Source organism: Arthrobacter sp. P1_D4 (genome assembly GCF_056406115.1).
The window spans coordinates 102,614-124,524 of record NZ_JBFUAU010000005.1 but is presented as its reverse complement, the minus strand read 5'-3'; the positions used below and the strand labels follow the sequence as shown (position 1 = coordinate 124,524).

The following is a 21,911-nucleotide window of genomic DNA, read 5'->3' as shown; positions in this document are numbered from 1 at the left end:
TACTGTGACACTGGCACCAGAAGGCCGGAAGATGCTGCGCATTGAGCAGCGAAACGCGGCCACACCGGTGGAACGGAAGCCGGAATGGATCAAGGCCAAGGTCCAGATGGGCCCGGAGTTCGTCCAGCTCAAAAACCTCGTCAAGAAGGARGGCCTCCACACGGTGTGTGAGGAGGCCGGCTGCCCCAACATCTTCGAGTGCTGGGAAGACAAGGAAGCCACCTTCCTGATCGGCGGCTCCGAATGCACCCGGCGCTGCGACTTCTGCCAGATCGACACCGGCAAGCCCTCCCCCGTGGACATGTTCGARCCCACCAAGGTSGCCCGCTCGGTCCAGGCCATGGCSCTGCGCTACGCCACCGTCACCGGYGTGGCCCGCGACGACCTCGCCGACGAGGGCGTCTGGCTSTACGCCGARACGGTCCGCAAGATCCACGAACTGAACCCGGGCACCGGCGTCGAACTGCTGATCCCCGAYTTCTCCGGCAAGCCCGAGCACATCGCGGCGATCTGCGACTCCAAGCCCGAGGTCTTCGCCCACAACGTCGAGACCGTGCCCCGGATCTTCAAGCGSATCCGCCCSGCGTTCCGCTACGACCGGTCCCTGGACGTCATCACCCAGGGCCGCAAGCTCGGYATGGTGACCAAGTCCAACCTGATCCTCGGCATGGGCGAGACCCGCGAGGAAATCTCCGAGGCACTGCGGGACCTGCTCAAGCCGCAGGAATTCGTGGACCTGCAGCACGAAGCCGACGAGATCGGCTTCCTGGGCGTCATGTCCGGGCCCCTGGTGCGTTCCTCCTACCGCGCCGGCCGGCTCTGGGCCACCGCGATGCGCAAGAAAGGCTGGGAAATCCCGGCCCAGCTCGCCCACATCGAAAGCTCCGGAAGCACCCGCCAGGAAGCCAGCTCGCTGCTCGCGGCACATTCCTGAACCCTGCTCTGACACCCTTCCACTTAAGGGCCGGCACCGGATGACTTCGGTGCCGGCCCTTGGCCGTCCATCACGTAGAATTAAGGAACTATGGCGAATTCCCCTGATCCCAGCAACTCCAGCCCGGCTTCCGAAGCTCCGAAGCGCGGTCTTTTCTCCCGTAAGCCCAAGGAAGCAAAGGCCAAGAAGCCGAGCCGGCTGAAGCAGATCGGCGAGGTCTTCCAGATGACCCGCCGCCACGATCCCATGGTTCCCTGGCTCATGTTGCTGGCGTTCCTGGGTGTTGTTGCGCTCAGCCTGCTGGTCGGTTTCCTGCTCGACAACTGGATCACCGGTCTGATCATCGGCATCGCCCTGGGTGCCCTTGCGGCCACGCTGATCCTGTCCCGCCGTGCCGAGCGCGCCGCGTTCGCGCAGATCGAGAACCAGCCCGGCGCCTCGGGTGCCGCACTGGGCACGCTCAAGCGCGGCTGGATCACCGAGGACCAGCCCGTCGCTGTGAACCCGCGCACGCAGGATGCCGTCTTCCGCGCCATCGGCCGTCCCGGCGTCGTGCTCGTCAGCGAAGGACCCAGCAACCGGGTCAAGCCGCTGGTCGATGCCGAGCGCAAGCGCCTTGCGCGCATCCTGCCCAACGTCACCATCCACGTGATCGAAAGCGGCCGCGGCGAGGGCCAGGTGCCGCTCAGCCAGATCGCCCGGAAGATGAACAAGCTCAAGGGCGAACTGACCAAGACTGAGGTCAGCGCCGTGTCGAAGCGCATTTCCTCGCTTGGCGGCCGCCTGCCCATCCCGAAGGGCATCGATCCCTACAAGGCCCGTCCCACCCGCGGACGCTAGGCGGGCGGCAGTACCGCACCGCATGACGGAATTGCCCGCAGTACAGATTCGCCCCGGTTCACGGCCACCTCAGGCCGCCAGCCGGGGCGTTTCTTATACTGCCCGACGTCGGGCCGCCCGGCGCCGGGTCACCGGACCCGGGACAACGGACGCAAGGTACCGGATAGAGCAACACCGGACGCCACGAAAACGGACGCAAGAACTTAGGAGATACGCATGAAACTTCCCTCGACCGCCACGATGATCCGCATTTTCCGGGGACTGGCGATCGCCGAAGCGTTCAGCTGGGCCGCTCTGTTGCTCGGCATGGTGCTCAAATGGATCACCCGGACGACGGAACTCGGCGTGGAGATTGCCGGTCCGATCCACGGGGCGTTCTTCATCGGCTACGCGATTGCGGCACTGAGCCTGTGGGCAATGCTGCGCTGGCCGTTCCGGGTTGCCTTGCTCGCCGGGCTCTCCGCCGTTTTCCCCTTCGCGACGGTGTGGTTTGAGCGCTGGGCCGGCCGCCACGGATACCTGACGGAACGGTCCGGAGAGGCTGCGCCGACGCCGGCCCAGGAGACCGCGGGAGTCTAGCTCCGCCCAGGACCTCGGGTTTCTGTGCGCCCCGGCACCATCGCTGTGCCCATCTGACGCACATGGCCGCTATGCGGGGAAGTTAGCGGCCGTTCGTGGCAAGCGGACGAAGGCCCGCCGCGCCCCGTTGCCTGGCACCGCCGTCGTGCATCCGGCCGTGGATTGCTACGTCCGGACGAGCACCGTATTCATGGCCTTGTCGTGGAGGCCGCGCTGGTCCGGGTCGAAGATGACGGCCGGGATAACGAGGCACAGCAGCAGGGTGCGCACCAGGGCCGCGAGTGGACCCGCCGGGCCGCCGCCCAGCCGGACCACGTGAATCCCCACGATCCGGTGGCCGATGCCGTAGCCGAGGGTGCCGATCAGCAGGATCTGCTCGATGGCAAACACGGTAAGCGTCGCCCAGGAGTCGCCGCCAAAGGCGAAATTGCTGATCAACAGCGCGATGCCCCAGTCAATGCAGATCGCCAGGATGCGCCGGCCGGCACGGGCGATCGATCCCGCCCCGGACTCGGGCAGCCCGAGCCGCTCCCCCGGGTACCTGGAGATGCCGGATGTGTCCGGCCCGGTGAGCCATGAACCGATGTCTTTGCGATCAACCACCCTCCAAGCTTATCGGCTCTGGGCTGTCCACAGTGTGGGCGGTAGGGTGTCACATTGTGGACCGGATAGGCCACAGTGTGGACTGGCGACTAGCGTTTACGTGTCAGGACATTCTGTAACCTCCCCGAAACAATGCGGACACTGCGGGGAAATCCCTTGTCCTTAGGGTGGTAACAGTTGCTAGCGACTGCGAAGCGGGGAAGCTTTTTTTGCCTTCTCCGCCGTTGGACTGCGCTGGACAAATGTGCCTGACGGCCAGATCTTTCATATGCGTAAGGAGCATAGATGTTCAAGACTGCGGACGAAGTCCTCAAGTTCATCAAGGACGAAGACATCAAATTCGTCGATATCCGCTTCACCGATCTCCCGGGCGTTCAGCAGCACTTCAACGTGCCTGCCAAGAGCGTTGACGCCGACTTCTTCGTCAACGGCCAGCTTTTCGACGGATCTTCGATCCGCGGCTTCCAGGGCATCGCCGAGTCTGACATGCAGCTCATCCCGGACGTCACGACGGCGTTCATCGACACGTTCCGCATGGAGAAGACCCTTGCGCTGAACTTCTCGATCGTGAACCCGCGTACCGGTGACCCGTACCACCGCGATCCCCGCGGCGTGGCCGAGAAGGCGGAGGCCTACCTGGCTTCGACCGGCATTGCCGACACCGCGTTCTTCGCTCCCGAGGCCGAGTTTTTCGTCTTCGACAACGTCCAGTACCAGTCCTCCCCGCAGGGCAGCTTCTACAAGATCGACTCCGAGGAAGCACACTGGAACTCGGGCCGTGAGGAAGAGGGCGGAAACCTCGGCTACAAGACCCCGGTCAAGGGCGGATACTTCCCGGTCTCCCCCACCGACAAGCAGGCCGACCTGCGCGACGCCATGTGTGTTGCCCTGGATGAGGCCGGCCTTGAGGTCGAGCGCAGCCACCACGAAGTCGGCTCCGCCGGCCAGGCTGAAATCAACTACAAGTTCACCACCCTGACCCACGCGGCTGATGACCTGCAGAAGTTCAAGTATGTCATCAAGAACACCGCCGATGCCTGGGGCAAGTCCGTGACCTTCATGCCGAAGCCGGTCTTCGGTGACAACGGCTCGGGCATGCACTGCCACCAGTCGCTGTGGACCGGCGGCGAGCCGCTGTTCTACGACGAAAAGGGCTACGCCGGCCTGTCCGACACCGCCCGCTGGTACATCGGTGGCCTGCTGAAGCACTCCTCCGCTGTCCTGGCCTTCACCAACCCGACGGTGAACTCCTACCGCCGCCTGGTCAAGGGTTTCGAAGCCCCGGTCAACATGGTTTACTCGCAGGGCAACCGCTCCGCCGGTATCCGTATCCCGATCACGGGCTCCAACCCGAAGGCCAAGCGCATCGAGTTCCGCGCGCCGGACCCCTCCTCCAACCCGTACCTGGCGTTCGCTGCCCAGCTGATGGCCGGCATCGACGGCATCCGTAACCGGATCGAACCCCCGGCTCCGATCGACAAGGACCTCTACGAGCTCCCGGCCGAAGAAGCCAAGGACATCCCCAAGGCTCCGGGCACCCTCGAGGAGGCCCTGGATGCACTGGCCGAGGACAACGAGTTCCTGCAGGCCGGCGGCGTCTTCACCCAGGACCTGATCGACACCTGGATCGAGTACAAGTACGAGAACGAGATCCGTCCGCTTTCGCTGCGCCCGAACCCGTACGAGTTCGAGCTCTACTACGGCGTCTAGTCCCAAGGGGCTACGCACCGCACAGTGCCAGGAGAGTCCGTCCGGTCTGCCACACATGGCAGCCCGGGCGGGCTTTTTTGCTTGGCCGGAAATATCGGGAATAAGTCGGTCTTGATTCATCGATATTGCGCCATCTTTCTTGTAGCATTTCCCTTTGTCCCTTCCCGGTCACGGCGAAGGGCACTATTTTGGGGGAATATTTGAAAAGCACTCTGTCGCGTGCGGCTTCAGCCGCCGGCGCCGCCATTATCCTGTCCACGGTCGGCTTCGCCGGCCCGACCCAGGCGGCCGTCGCCTGCTGGGACTCCGCAACCGGGCAGAGGTGCCGGGACTTCGGCGAAGGTGCCACGGGCCGCACCATGGTCCGGGCGTTGGAACGCCCGACCTTCACTGGCATCCTCAAAGCGGGACAGACACTCACGTCGTATCCCGGCGAATGGGAGCGGGCGCAAACGCTGAAGTTTCAGTGGCTGCGCGACGGGGTCAACATCCCCGGCGCCCAGGGCGAAACTTACGAGATCACGGCGCCCGACGACGGCCGGTCCCTAACGCTGCGCGTGACTGGGTCCGCCCCTGGGCTCAAGGATGGGGTGGAGACTACCCTCCCGTCCCCGAAGGTCAGTGCAACCAACACCGCAGCGTATACGGCCCGGCCAGCCATCATCATTACCGGCGAGGCTCCATCTGTGTCGGGTTGGACGAGGGTCGGATTCTCGTTGGACGTCGACGATTTGGGCACCTGGTCCACCGACGTTGTGGCGTTACAGTGGCAAGCCGATGGGGTGGACATCGAGGGAGCCACCACCGACAGCTACAAGATCAGGACTGCCGACCTGGGCAAAGTGGTTACCCTCAAGGTGACCGGCGGCCGCCAAGGCCAAGGCAGCGTATCGAAATCAAACACGTCCACGGTCGTTACCCGCGGGTATATCGAGCCCACAGATGAAATGTGGCTTTCTGGCGGCTCCACGGTCGGCGACACTCTCAGTGTGGAGGGCAGCGGCGGCTGGTATGCCGACAGTGAGCCGATTTCCCTCCTCTATCAGTGGGAGCGGGACGGCCAGCCGATCACCGGGGCCACCGCACCCACCTACACTGTCGTGGCCTCGGACCAGGGCCATCGGATCCGGGCCCAGGTTACCGCAACGGCTCAGGGACACGGGCCGAATACCCAATCGTCGCTGTACGTCGACATCGTTGAGGGCGACGCGGTTGACGATGGCGGTCAGCCCGCTCCCGAACCGGCCCCGGCACCCGCAGAACAGACACCCGCAGAACACGCACCCGGAGAGCACGCACCCGCCCAGGCCCCAGCCGGACAGGCTCCCGCTCCGGCGCGGCCCGGGAAACAGGCCATCCGTCAGCTCAGGACAGTCCAGCCGACAACCCGGATTGCCCCCGCAAACACCGCCGTTCCTGCGCGTGCCAGCGTTGGTTTCGTCCAGCCGCAGGCTGCCCTGCCTGCCGATTCGCACGTCGCTGACGCTGCCGGCCGGGTCACGGCGGCTGCCCCGGCCGACGCCGCGTCCGCGAAGCCGGCACCGCCTGCCACGGCCAGCCCGGCAGCGCCATCCACGCCCCGACCTCCCGTTGCCACGGCACAAGAGGCCAGTACCGACCGCCCAAACCCGCTGCCGCTATTTTTCTCCATCGCCGGCGTGCTGATCGTTGCGGGCCTGGTCTGGGTAATCCGACCGCTGCGCGCCACGGTGATCCGATTCGTGGGCCGAAAGGGAAGTTAGGACCTGCGAGTCACCTCGGGCGTCCGGCCGCGGCATTGGGGCCGGCCTTGGTTCAGCGCTTTCCAGCACCTCAGCGCTTTCCGTACTTCTTGTGCACGGCCTGCTTGCTGACGCCAAGGCACACTGCAATGGCCTCCCATGACAGTCCGGCCTGCCGGGCACGCAGCACCACTTCGGTTTCCGTGCGTGCCAGTTCTTTGTGGAGTTCCGCCACGGCGTAGAGCGCCTCGGCCCGCCCTTTGCCGTCCAAGGAACCTATCAATGTCTGCATGAAGCACCTCCTGCGTCAACGTTAGTTGACGCAGGGAGCGGCGTCAACCCTCGTTGACGGCGAGAAGCCGGCGTAATTCCCCTACGGGATCGGGGATCTCCGGTCCGTGGGAAAAGAGCATCCTGTCCGGCTCCAGCAAGCTCAGTCTCAGAAGCGACTCTTCGGCCCGCGCAGAGTCCGCTGTAAACTGCTCCGGCGCCCGTCGCATCACACCTCCGGCTGTCCCCACAGCGTCCCCTACGAACAGCAGTCCGTCGTCATGCAGCAAGCTGATGTGTCCTGCCGTGTGGCCAGGCGTCTGCACGATCTGAATATCGCGGATCCTGTCACGTTCCACGAGCGGGCGCAGCGGCACCGCGGAAGGAATCTGGGAAACGTCCGCCGCGCCCGTCCAGATCGCTGCCAACGGGCTCCGTTCCACGACTTCGCCGAGGCCGCCGACGTGGTCCGGATGCCAATGGGTGAGGACGACGTCGGTGATGTCACTCCATGCTGCCCCGACACGGTCCAAGGCCGCCGCAATCGCATCCGCGCTGCCCTTGAGGCCCGTATCGATCAACAGCAATCCCCCGGTGTGCGGCACAAGGAAACAACGTACGTCCATGGTCAACTCAACCGGTCCTGCCAGCCCGGCGGGGATGTGGAGCTCCTGGATGACCGGTTCTACCTGCATCTGCGAGTGACCCATCATGCACCTTTCCAGCGGCTGATCGTGGTTCAATACTGAGGCACACACCGTCCCAGTCAAGATGCGCTTTCGGTCAGAATGCCCGGTACATGATGCGCTGCGGGCCGGCGTCGCCGCCTTCGTAGCGGCCGCGGTCCTCGAATCCGGCCTTGCGGTATGCGGCTTGGCCGCCGGGGTTCAGTTCGTTGACGGAGAGTACGACGCCGGCCTGGCCGCTGCCGAGGTCCGCCGTCAGTTTGGCGGCCTCCCGCACAGCGGCCTCCGCGGCGAGGGTGCCGAGGCCCTTGCCCTGCTGCCGCCGGTCGATCAGGAAGCCCCGCAAAAGCCAGGCCGTGTGGTCCTCTGGCCAGCCCGCGAGGGTCGCCGCCCCAGCCTGGAGCGTCAGGACTCCCACGGCGGCCCCGTTCTCATCCACGGCGAACGGGTGCCGGGACTCTTCCTCGAGCCCGATCAGCATCATCCGCAGCGGGTCCCCCACGAACTTCTGCTGCCCTGCGCCGAGCTCCAGCAGCGCGATCTCCCCAAGCTTGATGGCCCGGGCGTCGTCGTCGAGATTCTTCAAAGGCAGCAGCCATACATGTCCAGACATGTAGACAGCGTACCCGCGCCGGCGGCGCCCGCCGCCTCCAGGAAAGGGGCTACAGCGCAGCGTCCTTGGGCGGTCCGGCCGGATCCATCCAGAAGACTTCCCAGAGGTGCCCGTCCGGGTCCTGGAAGCTGTGCGTGTACATGAAGCCGTAGTCCTGGGCCTCCTCCGATGCCGTGCCCCCGGAGGTCAGGGCGGTACGGATGACCTCGTCCACGGCTTCGCGGCTCTCCAGCGAGAAGGACATGATGACCTCGGCGGTGCCGGCCGTAGCGGCGACGGACTTCGAAGTGAAGGTCTTGAAATAGGACTCGACGAGCAGCATCACGTACGCGCCATCGTTGACGATCATGCAGGTGGCGTTCTCATCGGTGAAGTCGGGGTTGAAGGAAAATCCCAGCGCCGTGAAGAATTCAACGGTCTTATCCAGATTCCGGACGGGAAGGTTCACAAAAAGTTGCCTGGCCATTGGCCCAAGGTAGCACCGCCCGCAGCATGTGTCAGTAGGCCCTGTCAGCAGCCGGCAGGCCGTCGTCGGGCCCTATTGGCCGTAGAAGACCCGCTCGAAGACCGCCCGGGCGCGCCGGCTCAACCGCAGGTAGTCCTCCTCCAGCGCCGCGGCATTGCCTTGTCCGTAGCCGCACCAGCGGGCTACCGCCTCAAGGTCGCGGCGGGAGGAGGGCAGCAGGTCCGAGGGCCGGCCGGTCCAGATGACGTTGGCCGAACGGATCCGGCTCGCCAGCCGCCAGGCCCGCAGGAGGATAACGGTGTCCCCCGCGTCCATCAGGTCCAGGGCCGCGGCCGCCTCGAGCGCGTCCACCGTGGACGTGGTCCGCAGCTCCGGGTGCCGGCCGGCGTTCCGGAGCTGGAGCAGCTGGGCCAGCCACTCGACGTCACTCAGCCCGCCCCGGCCAAGCTTCAGGTGACGGGCGGGATCGGCGCCGCGCGGCAGGCGCTCCGCCTCGACCCTGGCCTTGACCCGCCGCACCTCCCGGACGTCCTGGTCGGACAAAGACTCCGGGTACCGGATGGTGTCGATCAGCGCCACGAAATCCTCGGCCAGGGCGTCGTCGCCGGCCATGGGGCGAGCCCGCAGCAAGGCCTGGGCCTCCCAGACCAGGGACCACCGGCGGTAGTACTCGGCATAGGACTCCAGGGACCGCACCATGGGCCCGCTCTTGCCCTCGGGGCGCAGGTCCGCGTCCACCGCGAGTACCCGCTCGGCCAGGATCGCCGGTTTGAGCGGCTGGGTCAGCAGGCTGGAGAGCTTGCCCACGATCTGCAGGGCCTGAGCCTGTGCCTCCTCTTCCGGCACGCCGGGGAGTCCGCGGTGGACATACATGACGTCGGCGTCCGAGCCGTAGCCGATCTCCCGGCCGCCCTGACGGCCCATCGCAACCACCAGCACGTGGGTCTTCAGCGGTTCCCCGGCGGTGATGATCGTCTCCGCCACGCGGAGGGCCCCCAGCACGGCGGCCCGGTCCGTGTCGGCGAGGGCTTCCCCCACCTGGTCCTGCTCCAGCAGCCCGGCGCTGTCCGCGATGGCGACCCGGAGGATTTCCCGGCGCCGGATCAGCCGGATCAGCCGCATGGCGCTCTCCGGGTCCGCGTGCCGGGACATCTTCGAGGTGATTTCGAGCCATTGGGATTCGAAGCTCAGCGGCACCAGTTCCTTGTCCGTGCCCAGCCACGCCACTGATTCGGGCGAAACCTCCAGCAGGTCCGCGATCAGCCGGGAGTTGGCGAGCACGTGGCAGAGCCGCTCGGCCGCGGCCGTCGAATCCCGGAGCATGCCCAGGTACCAGTGGGTTGTGCCGAGGGCCTCGCTGACGCGCCGGAAGGCGAGCAGCCCGGCGTCGGGGTCCACGCCGTCGGCGAGCCAGTCCAGCAGGATGGGCAGGAGCTGGCGCTGGAGTGCGGCGCGCCGGCTCACGCCGGCGGTGAGGGCCTCGATGTGCCGCATGGCGCCGGGGGGATCGAGGTAACCGAGGGCGGCGAGGCGGCCCTGGGCGGCTTCCGGGGTCAGGCGTGCCTCTTCGCTGCTCAGGGTGGCGACGGTATTGAGCAGGGGGCGGTAGAAGATTCGTTCGTGGAGTTCCCGCACGGAGCGCTTGGTTTTTCGCCATGCGGCGACCAGGGCGTCCGGCTTGGGCCGCTCGGCGGAGAAAGGTCCCAGCACCGCCTTCGCGAGGGAGCGCAATGACGCTTCGTTCACCGGCATAAGGTGCGTCCGGCGCAGCTGGAACAGCTGGATCCGGTGTTCGAGCAGCCGCAGGTAGCGGTAGTCGCGGTCGAACTCCGCGGCGTCCGAGCGGCCGATATACCCGCCGGCGGAGAGCGCGGCGATGGCCGAGGTGGTGTCCCGGCAGCGCAAGGATTCATCCGACTTGCCGTGCACGAGCTGCAGCAGCTGGACGGTGAATTCGACGTCGCGCAGCCCGCCGCGGCCCAGCTTGATCTGCCGCTGTTCCTCATCGGCTGGAATGTGCTCGGTGACGCGGCGGCGCATGGCGCGGACGGATTCGACAAAGCCCTCCCGGCCGGCCGAAGACCAGATCAGGGGCGTCAGGGCTGCCTCGTAGCGGGACCCCAGGACGGTGTCGCCCGCGATGGTCCGGGCCTTCAGGAGGGCCTGGAATTCCCAGCTCTCGGCCCAGCGCGCGTAATAGCTCTCGTGCGAGGCGAGGGTCCGGACCAGCGGCCCCGACTTGCCCTCGGGCCGGAGGTTCGCATCGACTTCCCACAGCCCGGGTTCGCGGCTCGTGGACATGATCGCGCGCGAGATCCCGGAGGCGAGGACGGTGCCGATGGTCGTGGCCCGGGTCTCCTCCAGCGTGCCGGACTCGATCACGTAGATGACGTCGACGTCGGAAATGTAGTTCAGTTCGCGGGCACCGCACTTGCCCATGCCGATCACGGCGAGGCCGACGTCGGCCACCTCCGCGGCGTCGAACTTCTCCGCCGCCTCGGCTCGGGACACGGCGAGGGCCGCCTCGAGCGCAGCGCCGGCGAGATCCGCCAGTTCCGCACCCGCGGCCGGCATGAAGTCCAGCGGATCGGCCGCGCACAGGTCCTTGATGGCGAGCTCCACGAGCCCGCGCCGGTAGGCGGTGCGCAGGGCCGTGTAGGCTTCCTGACCGCTGAGGGCCGCCACCGGCCGGGCAGACTTGGGATCGGCCCGCACCGACTGCAGCAGCCGCGTCCGCAGGGCCACGGCGTCCGCGGCCATCGGTTCCGGACTGACCCGCACGTCGAAGGCATCGAGGTGTTCGGGGTGGCGGATGAGGAACTCGCCCAGCGCCTCGGAGGCCCCCAGGACCCGGTACAGCGGTTCGCTGCTTTCCGGGTCCGCGACGGCAAGCTTGCGCAGCTCCGGGTGCTTCTCGATCAGCCGGACCAGGGACTGCAGGGCCGTGTCCGGGTTGGCCGCCAGCTGCAGCCCCGCAAAGAGGGCATCCTGGTCGAGTCCCTCCAGTTCCCGGGCCGCCAGGAACCGCTCGCCCTTGTCGAGATCGCTGAAGCCGGCGGCAATGAGGCGTCGTGCCAGGCTCATCGGGGCAACCTACAGAATGCCGAGATTGCGCTGCAGTTCGTAGGGCGTCACCTGGAGGCGGTAGTCCTGCCATTCTGCACGCTTGTTGCGCAGGAAGTGCTCGAACACCTGCTCGCCGAGGATCTGCGGCATGAGCTCGGAATCCTCCATGGTCCGGATGGCGTCGTGCAGGCTGGCCGGCAGCGGGTCGTGTCCCATGGCGCGGCGTTCCGCCGAGCTCAGCGACCAGATGTCGTCCTCGGCCGCCGCGGGGAGCTGGTAGCCCTCCTCGATGCCCTTGAGGCCGGCACCGAGCAGCACGGCGTAGGCCAGGTAGGGGTTGGCGGCGGAGTCGATGCCACGGTATTCGATCCGCGCGGACTGGCCCTTGCCGGGCTTGTACAGCGGGACGCGGACCAGGGCGGAGCGGTTGTTGTGGCCCCAGCTCAGGTAGCTCGGCGCCTCTCCCCCGCCCCAGAGCCGCTTGTAGGAGTTGACGAACTGGTTGGTCACGGCCGTGAATTCGGGGGCGTGCTTGAGGATGCCGGCGATGAACTGGCGCGCCGTCTCGGAAAGCTGGAACTCGGAACCGGCCTCGTAGAAGGCGTTGGTGTCCCCTTCGAAGAGGGAAAAGTGGGTGTGCATGCCCGAACCCGGGTGGGCGGTGAAGGGCTTGGGCATGAAGGTGGCATAGGTGCCCTGCTGCAGCGCGACTTCCTTGATGACCGTGCGGAACGTCATGATGTTATCCGCGGTCTGCAGGGCGTCGGCGTAGCGCAGGTCGATTTCGTTCTGGCCCGGGCCCGCCTCGTGGTGGCTGAATTCCACCGAGATGCCCACCGATTCGAGCATGGTCACGGCGGTCCGGCGGAAGTCCTGGGCAACGCCGCCCGGGACGTGGTCGAAGTAGCCGCCCTCGTCCACGGGGATCGGTGATCCGTCCGGGCCCGGCTCCTGGGACTTGAGCAGATAGAACTCGATCTCGGGGTGGGTGTAGCAGGTGAAGCCCATGTCCGCGGCCTTGGCCAGGGTGCGCTTGAGGACGTTGCGCGGGTCCGCGGCGGAAGGTTCGCCGTCGGGGGTCAGGATGTCGCAGAACATCCGCGATGTGGCCTCGGTCTCGCCGCGCCAGGGCAGGATCTGGAACGTGGCCGGATCCGGCTGGGCCAGCATGTCGGATTCGAAGACGCGGGCCAGGCCCTCGATCGAGGAACCGTCGAATCCGAGTCCTTCCTCGAAGGCGCCTTCCACCTCGGCCGGGGCCAGGGCTACGGACTTGAGTGATCCCACGACGTCGGTGAACCACAGGCGCACAAACCGCACGTCGCGCTCTTCGATCGTCCGCAGGACAAACTCTTGCTGGCGGTCCATACTGGCCTCTTTCCGGTTCTTCCATCCGCCCCAGGCCCGGCATTCATGGGCCCCGCGGCTGCTCACGGTTCACTTTACTAAGCATTGCCACCGATTGCTGAAGCCGGACCCCCGCGTAACACACCGTTAACACAAAGCCGGACGAATTCGCGGCGGGAGGGGCCATTGTGCCGCCACGCAGGCCGCCCGTGTGACGTGATTCACGCCGGGCGGGGGCAACCCGCGGTAGCTGCGGCACTTCGTCTCGCACTACGCTCGTGGCATGGCCTCAAGTAACAGCTCCGATTCCAGCACGCCCGCAGAACTTGCGGCCCCCTACGGCAGCGGCCCGGCAGCGGCTTCAGCGGCCGCCTCTTCGGGCACGTCGGCCAGTGGCACAGGCGGGACCGCCCACGGCGGCACCGGCGGGACTGCGGAGGCGGCCCGGAAACCGGCGGCCAGGATCCGTACGCATCATCTCCAGGCGGCCAAGGTGAACGGTGAACGCTTCGCCATGCTCACTGCGTATGACCAGTACACCGCAGAAATCTTTGACCAGGCAGGCATCGAGGTGCTCCTGGTCGGCGATTCGGCCTCCAACAACGTCTTCGGCAACGAAACCAGCCTTCCCGTGACGGTGGACGAGCTCCTTCCGCTGTGCCGGGCCGTCGCCCGCTCCGCACGGCGGGCCCTGGTGATCGCTGACCTGCCGTTCGGCAGCTACGAGGTCTCCACCCAGCAGGCTGTTGCCACCGGAGTCCGGTTCCTGAAAGAGGGCCTGGCCCACGCCGTCAAGATCGAAGGCGGAAAGTTCTACGCCGAGACCGTCCGCGCCATGGTCCAGGCCGGCATCCCCGTCATGGCGCACATCGGTTTCACCCCGCAGAGCGAACACTCCCTCGGCGGCTACCGCGTCCAGGGCCGCGGAGATGACGCCCAGCGGTTGATCGACGACGCCGTCGCGCTGGCCGACGCCGGCGCGTTCAGCGTGCTCATGGAAATGGTCCCGGCCGCCACGGCAGCCGCCGTGGATGCCGCCGTCGACGTCCCCACGGTCGGCATCGGGGCCGGGAGCGCCACCACCGGACAGGTTCTGGTGTGGCAGGACATGGCCGGTTTGCGCGGCGGAAAGATGGCGAAATTCGTCAAACAGTACGCCGACCTCCGCACGTCGCTCAGTGACGCCGCAAAAGCCTACGGCGACGACGTGCGCTCAGGCCAGTTCCCCGGCCCGGAACACTCCTTCTAGTTCCGCTCCAGCGAGCCCCTGACCTTCCGGATCCGGGGACTCTTTTGCAAGACCTCATCCTTCACGGGCGATGCGTTGCGCCTCAGGTGCGGGCAGGCTGACCAATAAGGTCTGCATTAGGACCTCAAGATGTTCCGCCGGCCCGGACGGTTTCATGCGCTAAGCGCAGGGTCAGGCTGCGGCGGACACGATTCGAGGAGTATCGATGGACACGAATAGCTTCTGGGACGTTCTGCTCTGGAGTTTCTGGTTCTTCATCTGGATCGCTGCGCTGATGGTGTGGTTCCGCTGCCTGATGGACTTGTTCAGCGACCACGAGCTCAGCGGCTGGGCCAAGGCCGGCTGGGTTATCCTGCTGATCTTCGTTCCCTGGCTCGGCGCCCTCATCTACCTGATCGCCCGGGGCCGGAGCATGACCGATCGTCAGATGAAGATGCTGGCCCAGCAGCAGGCTGCCCAGCAGGAGTACATCAAGCAGGCCGCAGGCTCGACGGCCAGCCCGGCCGGCCAGATCGCCGATGCCAGGGCGCTGCTTGATTCCGGAGCCATCAACCAGACCGAGTTTGATTCCCTCAAGGCAAAGGCCTTGGCCTGACACGAAAACGGGCACGCCCGACATGAGAATCACCTGGCTTGGTCACTCCACGGTGGTTCTGGATCTCGACGGGGTTCGGATCCTGACCGATCCGCTGCTCCGTTCCCATGCCGGGTTGCTCCGACGCCTGGCACCGCGTCCGGACCCGGTCTCGTGGGACCGACCGGACGCGGTGCTCCTCTCCCACCTGCACCACGACCACGCCGAGTTGCGCTCCCTGCGCATGCTGCGCGGGGCACCGCTGATGAGCGCGCCGGCGAACGTGGCCTGGTTGCGTCGCCGAAAGCTGGCGCACACAGTTTCCTTGGGCGACGGCTGGACCCCAGTCGGCAGCGGCGTCCAGATTCGCCAGGTGCCGGCCGAGCATCACAGCCGGCCAATGCCGCACCGACCCAACGACGCCAATGGCCAACTCGTCCGCGGCCAATCGGGCATCGTGTGGATCGCGGGTGACACGGGCTTGTTCCCGGAGATGGCCGCGCTCCCCGCCATGGCTGGAGGGCCGATCGATGTCGCCCTGGTGCCGGTCTGGGGGTGGGGGCCGAGGCTCTCGGCGGGACACCTGACTCCGGAAACCGCCGCCCGGGCTGTCGCGATGAGCGGCGCGCGGTTCGCCCTGCCGGTGCACTGGGGGACGCTGCACCCTCCGTTCGTCACCTACTTTGCCCGGAGCTGGCTCGAGCGGCCCGGCCACCGGTTCGCCACTGCCGTGGCGGAACAGGCTCCCGGCTGCACGGCAGTCGTCCTCGCTCCCGGCCAGTCCTGGGTCGCGCCCTCGTAAGCCCCTGGCCCCGGATTGGACCCGCCCGGGGGAAATCCCCCAGGTGGTCGCTCAGCTGCGGGACGCCGTCGTGGCGCGCTGGCCACAGGACTCAAGCATCGCCACCAGCACCTGGTGGAGTTCCCCGGCACCCTCGATCCGCTCGGGCAGCCCCGCCATGAGATCGGCCGGGCCCATCAGCACGGCGCGGTCCTGCCAACCCCCCAGACCCCCGTGGGATCCCACGAGGCCTTCGAACGCTGCAACGTCGCCGGTCACGGGATCCACCGCGCTGTTGACATAGAGGTCCGGAGCCTCGGGGTGCATCAGCGCGAGATTCAGCACCCGCGCCGCATGCGGCCCGAAACCGGCCAGCGGGTCGGTGCCCTCCACCGCCCCGCTGGTGATATTGACGCGCCCGGCGCTTCCGATCGCCCACGCCCCGCCCTCTTCATCGATGCCGGCCACGAACCCGACGCCGGGATGGGCCGCCAGGCCAGGGACCAGGGCAGGCCACCGATGCTCGAGGGCTTGGAGACTCAGGCGCCGGTCACCCCGCAGGTACACCAGGCCCAGGTTGCCCGAGCCCAACACGACCACCGGATCCTCCGCGCTGCCTGGGCCGGAAGTCTGCTGTGCCGGCGTCTCTTGTGCCTTGGTCAGCACCTTGTCGGCGCGGCCGGCGAGCTTCCCGGACAATCCGCCAGTGGCAACGTCGCCGGCGATGGAGTCCGCGCGCCCGAGTCCCTCGACGGACGCGTCCACGTTCTGAACGTGTTCCTGCATCAGTTCCGCGCACAGATCACCAAGCGCCTGGTCATACCTGTCCGCGAACGGCGTGCCCTGGGACTGGCCGTGGTCCGAGAGCACCACCAGCCGGTAGCGGCGGGGAGCGGACCCGGCGAGTTCGGCCAAGGCGCCGAGCGTGCGGTCCAAGCCATCCAGGGCTGCAAGCGACTCGGGGCGGAACATGCCTGCGTGGTGGGCAATCTCGTCGTAGTCAACGTAGTCGACATAGATGCTCTTCGTGCCGCGACGCAGCTCCTCAGCCACCAGCGCCGTGTTCAGGTCCCGCAGCAGACCGTTGGTGACTGCCCGCAGCAGGGCGAAGGTCCAGTCCCGCCGCACCCGCGGGTTGAGGTCACGTTTGACCTGTCTCCGGGCCTGCCAACGCTCCTTGAAGATCTCGCCGACGGTCCGCGTGAAGCTGCGCATGAAGCCGTTCGGGGTGGCAAAAAACCAGGCGAACGCCCGGCGGGTTTGGGTCGAGCCGCGCCGGACCTCTACCCGGCTCATCGTCAAAAACGAGCGGGGCGCGTCACCGGTGAACAGGTTCGAGATGGAGACGCCGTCGTCGCAGAGCAGTCCCTGGCCGGTGCTGTGCCTGTCCTCAATCACCCGGGCGTCTGCCGGACGGTTGGCCACCAGGACGCGTTGGAGCTCACGGTCATACCACCGGAAGGCCGGGATCCCGTCGACCGTGCCGTGCAGAATGCCCATCTGGCTCGCCGGCGTCGTGCAAGGCAGCTGGGGAGTCCATTCACGGAACTGGTAATCTCCCGAGGCCAGCCAGCGGCGGAGATGGGGCACTCCCCCGGACTGGATTGCCCACTGCAGCACCGGGAAAGGCACCCCGTCGAGTTGGACGAACAGGACACCGTCAACCTCCGGATCGGTCACCGTTTCCTGCCGGCGTGCCCGTCCGGCCAGCGAGGTGATGAGGCCGTCATCGGTTCCGGCTGTGGTGGCCCACGAAATGAGCGTGCCCACGACGGCACTGACCCAGGTAGCGGCGAGGGCTGTCAACGGCGTCGACTCGATGCCGGGCACCAGACGGATGGCGACGTACATGATCAGGGCCTGCCCCACCAGGGCGGTGAGAAGCACTGCTACCCAGCCCACCCTGGCCGAGATCTCCACCAGCACGGGGCGCAGGACCAGGCCGACGAGGCCGGCTGCCGCCGCCACGGCGGCGTATGACCACCAGCTGGCCGCAGAGAACCCTGGCAGCAGGGCGCCGGTGATGATGAGGGCAACAGTCGAGGCAGCCCAGGCGAGGGCCAGCCTGGCGAGGTCTGAGATTCGGGCGCCGCGGGTGCGGGCAACGCGCGTCGGCATTTTCCCAGTATGGCTGTCGGCAACCGGCTCGCACCCACCCTCACAGGGTGAGAATCAGGGGCTGGGAAAAATCAGTCAGCCTGTGCGGTGTCGTGCCCGCGATCGCCGGGGGACGTTCCCGCGGGCGCAGCAGGCCCGTACGGGCTAGTCGTCCTCGTCCTTGTCCCAAGCCTCATTGCGCGCCTTGACCTTTTCCAACGCGTGTTCGGCTTCCTCACGGGTCTTGTACGGTCCGATCAGCTGGCTCCAGTCGGACATCGCGTCTTCCTCGATCTCGTGGGTGTTGACGTTGTACCAGTATTCGGGCATCGGGGCTCCTTCATGGCCCGGAGCGTGTCCGGGCGTGTTTTCCGGGGTGTGTTTTCCGGGCTGCATTTTCCGGGGCGAGCCCGGCTACTTATATGATCAATCTATGCCTTCTCTAGCCTCAACTGCACCCATCGGCACGCTGGTCCCGGGGACAGTGAGCCCGCACCTTCCCGTGCCGCCGTCCATCCCGCGTCCGGAATATGTGGGCAAGCCGGCTCCTGCGAAGTTCACGGGGTCCGAGGTCAAGTCGGCGGAGACCATCGAGAAGATCCGGATCGCCTCCAAAATCGCCGCCCAGGCCATCGTGGAGGTCGGCAGGCACGTCGAACCCGGCGTCACCACCGACCAGCTGGACCGGGTGGGCCATGAGTTCCTGCTGGACCACAACGCTTACCCCTCCACCCTCGGATACCGGGGCTTTCCGAAGTCCCTGTGTTCGTCCCTCAACGAGGTCATCTGCCACGGCATCCCGGACAGCACGGTGGTCCGGGACGGCGACATCCTCAACATCGACATCACGGCCTTCATCGGCGGCGTCCATGGGGACACCAACTACACCTTCCTGGTCGGCGACGTCGACGAGGAATCCCGCCTCCTCGTCGAGCGCACCCGGGAATCGCTGAACCGCGCCATCCGGGCCGTGGCTCCCGGACGCGAAATCAACGTGATCGGCCGGACCATCGAGTCCTACGCAAAGCGCTTCGGCTACGGCGTGGTCCGCGACTTTACCGGGCACGGAGTTGGCGAAGCCTTCCACACCGGGCTGATCATTCCGCACTATGACGCGGCCCCGGCATACAACACCACCATGGAAACCGGTATGGTGTTCACGATCGAGCCAATGCTGACCCTGGGCACCGTTGACTGGGACATGTGGGCCGATGACTGGACCGTCGTGACCCGCGACCGCAAGCGCACCGCCCAGTTCGAGCACACCCTGCTCGTGACGGAGTCCGGTGCCGAGGTCCTCACGCTGCCCTGACCGCCCGCTCCACACGCTAGTTCCCGGAACCACCCCGCTCTTTCAGCACCGGCCCTGCCCGGTCACTACAGCCCGCCCCTGCCACGAACGGAACGACATTGGCCAAGAAGGACGAAAAGTCGAAGAAGAACGCCCCCCTGATCGGCATTGACATCGGTGGGACCGGAATCAAGGGCGGGATCGTGGACCTGAAGAAGGGGAAGCTAATCGGCGACCGGGTGCGCTTCCCGACGCCGCAGCCCTCCACCCCTGAGTCCGTGGCCGAAGTCGTCGCGCAGGTTGTCGCCGAGCTCTCTGCCCGCTCCGATGCCCCCGACGCCAGCAGCCCCGTGGGAGTGACCTTCCCCGGCATCATCCAGCACGGTGTGGTCCATTCGGCCGCGAATGTGGACAAGTCGTGGCTGGAAGCCGACATCGATGCCATGCTCACGGCGCGTCTCGGCCGCCCGGTGGAGGTCATCAACGACGCCGACGCCGCCGGACTCGCCGAGGCCCGCTTCGGTGCCGGCGAGGGAGTCGCCGGCACGGTGCTGGTGATCACCCTTGGCACCGGCATCGGCTCGGCGTTCATCTTCGATGGGAAGCTGGTTCCCAACGCCGAACTCGGCCACCTGGAGATCGACGGATTCGACGCCGAGACCAAGGCCTCAGCCGTGGCCCGTGAGCGCGAGGGCCTCAGCTGGGAACAGTACAGCGTCCTGCTGCAGCGCTACTTCTCCCACGTGGAATTCCTGTTCTCCCCTGAGCTCTTCATTGTGGGCGGCGGCATCTCCAAGCGTGCGGACGAGTACCTGCCGCACATGAAGCTGCGGACGCCGATCGTCCCGGCCGAGCTGAAGAACGACGCCGGGATCGTGGGCGCCGCCATCGAGATTGCCCTCAAGCACAAGCTGGCCAAATAAAGGCCCATCGCGGGATTAAAGCCAATTGAGCTATCACTCCAGGCCGTTCTGAACGCTGGGAACGACCCGGAGTGATAGCTCAATTTCTTTGTGGAGCGGTGAGGTGGAGCCGGTGGTGGCTGCGGCTTCCCCTCCGCTGCCACCACCGGAGTCTGTGGTGGATCCTGGGACACAGTCGCCAGGACAATCAGGACATTTACGACGGCGCCTGCAGCGGCCGCTTGTCCGGGCTCGTGCCGTCCCGGCCCTTGGTCTCTGCCTCATGGCGAAGCAGGGAAATCGCCGATTCGAAGTCCTCGAGGGATTCGAAGGCCTGGTAGACGCTGGCGAACCGCAGGTAGGCGACCTCGTCGAGACGCTGCAGCGGCTCCAGGATCGCCAGCCCGACTTCGTGTGCCTCGATTTCGGCGGCGCCGGAGCCCCGGATCGCCTCCTCGACTTCCTGCGCCAGCAGGGCGAGGTCGTCTTCGGTGACCGGGCGGCCCTGGCAGGCCTTGCGCACGCCGTTGATGACCTTGCTGCGGCTGAACGGCTCGCCGACCCCGGAGCGCTTGATGACGGTCAGGCTTGTGGTTTCCACGGTGGTGAACCGGCGGCCGCATTCGGGGCACTGCCGGCGGCGCCGGATGGCGGAGCCGTCGTCGGCGATCCGGCTGTCCACGACGCGCGAATCAGGGTTCCGGCAGAACGGGCAATACATGTCGGTTCCTCCCCTGTCGCAATCCGCTGTGACCTCAGTTTACGACTAGATGTAGCTGAATAACAAGCCTGTAATTACTACATGTAGTGGTCTGGGTCCTGAACTACCGGGCGGCGAACCGCACCGTGACGGCCTCGCCGTGCGCCGGCAGGTCCTCCGCGCCGGAGAGGCTGACGATGTGGCCGCTGACCTGCTCCAACGCGGAGCGGGTGTAGTTGATGACCTGGATGGCGCGCAGGAACGTGGTCACGTTCAGTCCGGAGGAGAAGGCCGCGGTGCCGCTGGTGGGCAGCACGTGGTTGGAGCCGGCGCAATAGTCCCCCAGGCTCACGGGGCTGTAGTCCCCCACGAAGATCGCACCGGCGCTGCGGATCCGGCCGGCCACCCGGGCGGCGTCGGCGGTCATGATTTCAAGGTGTTCCGCGGCGTAAGCGTCGCAGGCGGCGATGCCCTGCTCCAGGTCCTCGACCAGCACCACCCCGGACTGCGGGCCCGAGAGTGCCTCGCGGACGCGGCTGGAGTGCTTGGTGGCAGCGGCCTGCCGCTCAAGCTCCACGCGGACCTCGGCGGCGAGGGCCTCGGAGTCGGTGAACAGCACCGATGCAGCCTTGGGGTCGTGCTCGGCCTGGCTGATAAGGTCCGCGGCCACGAGCGCCGGACTGGCGGTGGCGTCCGCGAGGATAGCGATCTCCGTGGTGCCGGCCTCGGAATCGATCCCGACAACGCCTTTGACCAGGCGCTTGGCGGTGGCCACGAAGATATTGCCCGGACCGGTGACGACATCCACGGGGTCGATCCCGGGGAGGTGGCCGCCGTCGGACGCGTCGGCCGGGATGCCGTAGGCGAAGGCCGCAATGGCCTGCGCCCCGCCGATCGCGTAGACCTCCTCGATGCCCAGCAGGCAGGCCGCAGCCAGGATCGTGGGGTGCGGGAGGCCGCCGAAGTTCTTTTGCGGCGGCGAAGCCAGGGCGATCGATTCGACGCCGGCGGCCAGGGCCGGGACCACGTTCATGATCACCGAGGACGGGTAGACGGCCAGGCCGCCGGGGACATAGAGCCCCACGCGCGCCACCGGCACCCAGTTCTGGCTGACGACGGCGCCCTCTCCGAGTTCGACGTCGATGTTCGCCGGGCGCTGGGCGTCGGCGAAGGCGCGGGCCCGCTTGATGGACTCCTCCAGGGCCGCGCGGACGGCGGGATCCAGGTTCTCGAGGGCTGCACGCAGCGCCTCGGCCGGGACGCGGGGATGCGTCTGCTCGACGCCGTCGAAAGCCAGTGCCAGCTCCCGCAGTGCGCCGAAGCCCCGCGCGCGGACGGCGGAGATGATATCCAGCACCTTGCCCTCGGCGTCGGCCATCGTCCCGGACTGTGCCCGGGGCACGGCGGCGCGGAGTCCGGCGAGAGACAGGTGCGCACCGCGCACGTCCACCGTGCGGAAGTTAAGGGCGGCGGTCATCGGGG

At 66.9% G+C, this 21,911-nt stretch carries 21 protein-coding genes; 10 read left to right on the top strand and 11 right to left on the bottom strand.

Annotated features, from left to right (window positions below; translation table 11 throughout):
* The first annotated feature begins 4 nt into the window (after window positions 1–4).
* The 3 genes from AC1D0A_RS06540 to AC1D0A_RS06530 all read left to right on the top strand — a co-directional run bounded on the left by AC1D0A_RS06540 (window position 5) and on the right by AC1D0A_RS06530 (window position 2,353).
* The gene (locus tag AC1D0A_RS06540) at window positions 5–934 is read left to right on the top strand and encodes a lipoyl synthase (RefSeq protein WP_476945416.1); all 930 of its coding nucleotides are present in this window, start codon (window positions 5–7) and stop codon (window positions 932–934) included.
* 90 nt (window positions 935–1,024) lie between these two features.
* On the top strand, window positions 1,025–1,774 hold the full coding sequence (locus AC1D0A_RS06535) for a DUF4191 domain-containing protein (RefSeq protein WP_243179470.1): 750 nt from the start codon (window positions 1,025–1,027) through the stop codon (window positions 1,772–1,774).
* A 216-nt stretch (window positions 1,775–1,990) separates the two neighbouring features.
* The gene (locus tag AC1D0A_RS06530; protein WP_243179472.1) at window positions 1,991–2,353 is read left to right on the top strand and encodes a DUF3817 domain-containing protein; all 363 of its coding nucleotides are present in this window, start codon (window positions 1,991–1,993) and stop codon (window positions 2,351–2,353) included.
* A gap of 165 nt (window positions 2,354–2,518) precedes the next feature.
* Here AC1D0A_RS06530 and AC1D0A_RS06525 read toward each other — a convergent pair whose 3' ends face one another.
* Window positions 2,519–2,956 (bottom strand): RDD family protein, encoded by a 438-nt coding sequence (locus AC1D0A_RS06525; RefSeq protein ID WP_476945414.1) that lies wholly within the window; start codon window positions 2,954–2,956, stop codon window positions 2,519–2,521.
* 285 nt (window positions 2,957–3,241) lie between these two features.
* On the opposite strand from AC1D0A_RS06525, the gene glnA (AC1D0A_RS06520) reads away from it, so the two are divergent.
* Both glnA (AC1D0A_RS06520) and AC1D0A_RS06515 read left to right on the top strand, forming a co-directional pair.
* A complete protein-coding gene (gene glnA / locus AC1D0A_RS06520; RefSeq protein ID WP_018772378.1) occupies window positions 3,242–4,666 on the top strand; it encodes a type I glutamate--ammonia ligase in 1,425 nt (474 codons plus the stop codon).
* A gap of 200 nt (window positions 4,667–4,866) precedes the next feature.
* A complete protein-coding gene (locus AC1D0A_RS06515; protein WP_476945413.1) occupies window positions 4,867–6,408 on the top strand; it encodes a hypothetical protein in 1,542 nt (513 codons plus the stop codon).
* 70 nt (window positions 6,409–6,478) lie between these two features.
* On the opposite strand, the gene AC1D0A_RS06510 is transcribed toward AC1D0A_RS06515, so the two are convergent.
* The 6 genes from AC1D0A_RS06510 to glnA (AC1D0A_RS06485) form a co-directional block, all read right to left on the bottom strand.
* Window positions 6,479–6,679 (bottom strand): AsnC family protein, encoded by a 201-nt coding sequence (locus AC1D0A_RS06510; protein ID WP_476945412.1) that lies wholly within the window; start codon window positions 6,677–6,679, stop codon window positions 6,479–6,481.
* 43 nt (window positions 6,680–6,722) lie between these two features.
* A complete protein-coding gene (locus tag AC1D0A_RS06505) occupies window positions 6,723–7,370 on the bottom strand; it encodes an MBL fold metallo-hydrolase (RefSeq protein WP_243179478.1) in 648 nt (215 codons plus the stop codon).
* Between the two features lie 70 nt (window positions 7,371–7,440).
* Window positions 7,441–7,956, bottom strand: coding sequence for a GNAT family N-acetyltransferase (locus AC1D0A_RS06500; protein ID WP_243179480.1), 516 nt, complete (start codon window positions 7,954–7,956; stop codon window positions 7,441–7,443).
* A 49-nt stretch (window positions 7,957–8,005) separates the two neighbouring features.
* A complete protein-coding gene (locus AC1D0A_RS06495; RefSeq protein ID WP_026266248.1) occupies window positions 8,006–8,422 on the bottom strand; it encodes a VOC family protein in 417 nt (138 codons plus the stop codon).
* Between the two features lie 72 nt (window positions 8,423–8,494).
* Window positions 8,495–11,506 carry a bifunctional [glutamine synthetase] adenylyltransferase/[glutamine synthetase]-adenylyl-L-tyrosine phosphorylase gene (locus tag AC1D0A_RS06490; protein WP_476945411.1) on the bottom strand — a complete coding sequence of 1,004 codons (3,012 nt, stop codon included), beginning with the start codon at window positions 11,504–11,506 and terminating at the stop codon, window positions 8,495–8,497.
* Between the two features lie 9 nt (window positions 11,507–11,515).
* Window positions 11,516–12,856, bottom strand: coding sequence for a type I glutamate--ammonia ligase (glnA, locus tag AC1D0A_RS06485; RefSeq protein WP_028275859.1), 1,341 nt, complete (start codon window positions 12,854–12,856; stop codon window positions 11,516–11,518).
* 262 nt (window positions 12,857–13,118) lie between these two features.
* On the opposite strand from glnA (AC1D0A_RS06485), the gene panB reads away from it, so the two are divergent.
* From panB to AC1D0A_RS06470, 3 genes are all read left to right on the top strand, one after another.
* Window positions 13,119–14,084 (top strand): 3-methyl-2-oxobutanoate hydroxymethyltransferase, encoded by a 966-nt coding sequence (gene panB, locus AC1D0A_RS06480; RefSeq protein WP_476945410.1) that lies wholly within the window; start codon window positions 13,119–13,121, stop codon window positions 14,082–14,084.
* 205 nt (window positions 14,085–14,289) lie between these two features.
* Window positions 14,290–14,679, top strand: coding sequence for an SHOCT domain-containing protein (locus tag AC1D0A_RS06475; RefSeq protein WP_028275861.1), 390 nt, complete (start codon window positions 14,290–14,292; stop codon window positions 14,677–14,679).
* Window positions 14,680–14,701: 22 nt separating this feature from the next.
* Window positions 14,702–15,460 carry an MBL fold metallo-hydrolase gene (locus AC1D0A_RS06470; protein WP_028275862.1) on the top strand — a complete coding sequence of 253 codons (759 nt, stop codon included), beginning with the start codon at window positions 14,702–14,704 and terminating at the stop codon, window positions 15,458–15,460.
* Window positions 15,461–15,511: 51 nt separating this feature from the next.
* On the opposite strand, the gene AC1D0A_RS06465 is transcribed toward AC1D0A_RS06470, so the two are convergent.
* Together AC1D0A_RS06465 and AC1D0A_RS06460 are read right to left on the bottom strand one after the other, a co-directional pair.
* On the bottom strand, window positions 15,512–17,557 hold the full coding sequence (locus tag AC1D0A_RS06465) for a phage holin family protein (protein WP_476945409.1): 2,046 nt from the start codon (window positions 17,555–17,557) through the stop codon (window positions 15,512–15,514).
* 144 nt (window positions 17,558–17,701) lie between these two features.
* Window positions 17,702–17,866, bottom strand: a complete 165-nt coding sequence (locus AC1D0A_RS06460) for an SPOR domain-containing protein (protein WP_018772367.1) — start codon at window positions 17,864–17,866, stop codon at window positions 17,702–17,704.
* Between the two features lie 103 nt (window positions 17,867–17,969).
* Between AC1D0A_RS06460 and map the strand changes: the two genes are divergently transcribed.
* Both map and ppgK read left to right on the top strand, forming a co-directional pair.
* Entirely contained in the window at window positions 17,970–18,848 is an 879-nt protein-coding gene (map, locus tag AC1D0A_RS06455) for a type I methionyl aminopeptidase (RefSeq protein ID WP_476945408.1), read from the top strand.
* Between the two features lie 98 nt (window positions 18,849–18,946).
* On the top strand, window positions 18,947–19,750 hold the full coding sequence (gene ppgK / locus AC1D0A_RS06450; RefSeq protein ID WP_223916650.1) for a polyphosphate--glucose phosphotransferase: 804 nt from the start codon (window positions 18,947–18,949) through the stop codon (window positions 19,748–19,750).
* A 196-nt stretch (window positions 19,751–19,946) separates the two neighbouring features.
* Here ppgK and nrdR read toward each other — a convergent pair whose 3' ends face one another.
* Both nrdR and hisD read right to left on the bottom strand, forming a co-directional pair.
* On the bottom strand, window positions 19,947–20,450 hold the full coding sequence (gene nrdR / locus AC1D0A_RS06445; RefSeq protein ID WP_243179514.1) for a transcriptional regulator NrdR: 504 nt from the start codon (window positions 20,448–20,450) through the stop codon (window positions 19,947–19,949).
* A 103-nt stretch (window positions 20,451–20,553) separates the two neighbouring features.
* The gene (gene hisD, locus AC1D0A_RS06440) at window positions 20,554–21,906 is read right to left on the bottom strand and encodes a histidinol dehydrogenase (RefSeq protein ID WP_279294130.1); all 1,353 of its coding nucleotides are present in this window, start codon (window positions 21,904–21,906) and stop codon (window positions 20,554–20,556) included.
* Window positions 21,907–21,911 lie beyond the last annotated feature (5 nt).

Bases quoted from the DNA above. Each gene is read 5' to 3' on its own strand.
- AC1D0A_RS06535 (WP_243179470.1), top strand. From the start codon at position 1,025: ATGGCGAATTCCCCTGATCCCAGCAACTCCAGCCCGGCTTCCGAAGCT.
- AC1D0A_RS06530 (WP_243179472.1), top strand. From the start codon at position 1,991: ATGAAACTTCCCTCGACCGCCACGATGATCCGCATTTTCCGGGGACTG.
- glnA (WP_018772378.1), top strand. From the start codon at position 3,242: ATGTTCAAGACTGCGGACGAAGTCCTCAAGTTCATCAAGGACGAAGAC.
- AC1D0A_RS06510 (WP_476945412.1), bottom strand. From the start codon at position 6,679: ATGCAGACATTGATAGGTTCCTTGGACGGCAAAGGGCGGGCCGAGGCG.
- AC1D0A_RS06505 (WP_243179478.1), bottom strand. From the start codon at position 7,370: ATGATGGGTCACTCGCAGATGCAGGTAGAACCGGTCATCCAGGAGCTC.
- AC1D0A_RS06500 (WP_243179480.1), bottom strand. From the start codon at position 7,956: ATGTCTGGACATGTATGGCTGCTGCCTTTGAAGAATCTCGACGACGAC.
- AC1D0A_RS06495 (WP_026266248.1), bottom strand. From the start codon at position 8,422: ATGGCCAGGCAACTTTTTGTGAACCTTCCCGTCCGGAATCTGGATAAG.
- AC1D0A_RS06490 (WP_476945411.1), bottom strand. From the start codon at position 11,506: ATGAGCCTGGCACGACGCCTCATTGCCGCCGGCTTCAGCGATCTCGAC.
- glnA (WP_028275859.1), bottom strand. From the start codon at position 12,856: ATGGACCGCCAGCAAGAGTTTGTCCTGCGGACGATCGAAGAGCGCGAC.
- panB (WP_476945410.1), top strand. From the start codon at position 13,119: ATGGCCTCAAGTAACAGCTCCGATTCCAGCACGCCCGCAGAACTTGCG.
- AC1D0A_RS06475 (WP_028275861.1), top strand. From the start codon at position 14,290: ATGGACACGAATAGCTTCTGGGACGTTCTGCTCTGGAGTTTCTGGTTC.
- AC1D0A_RS06470 (WP_028275862.1), top strand. From the start codon at position 14,702: ATGAGAATCACCTGGCTTGGTCACTCCACGGTGGTTCTGGATCTCGAC.
- AC1D0A_RS06465 (WP_476945409.1), bottom strand. From the start codon at position 17,557: ATGCCGACGCGCGTTGCCCGCACCCGCGGCGCCCGAATCTCAGACCTC.
- AC1D0A_RS06460 (WP_018772367.1), bottom strand. From the start codon at position 17,866: ATGCCCGAATACTGGTACAACGTCAACACCCACGAGATCGAGGAAGAC.
- map (WP_476945408.1), top strand. From the start codon at position 17,970: ATGCCTTCTCTAGCCTCAACTGCACCCATCGGCACGCTGGTCCCGGGG.
- nrdR (WP_243179514.1), bottom strand. From the start codon at position 20,450: ATGTATTGCCCGTTCTGCCGGAACCCTGATTCGCGCGTCGTGGACAGC.
- hisD (WP_279294130.1), bottom strand. From the start codon at position 21,906: ATGACCGCCGCCCTTAACTTCCGCACGGTGGACGTGCGCGGTGCGCAC.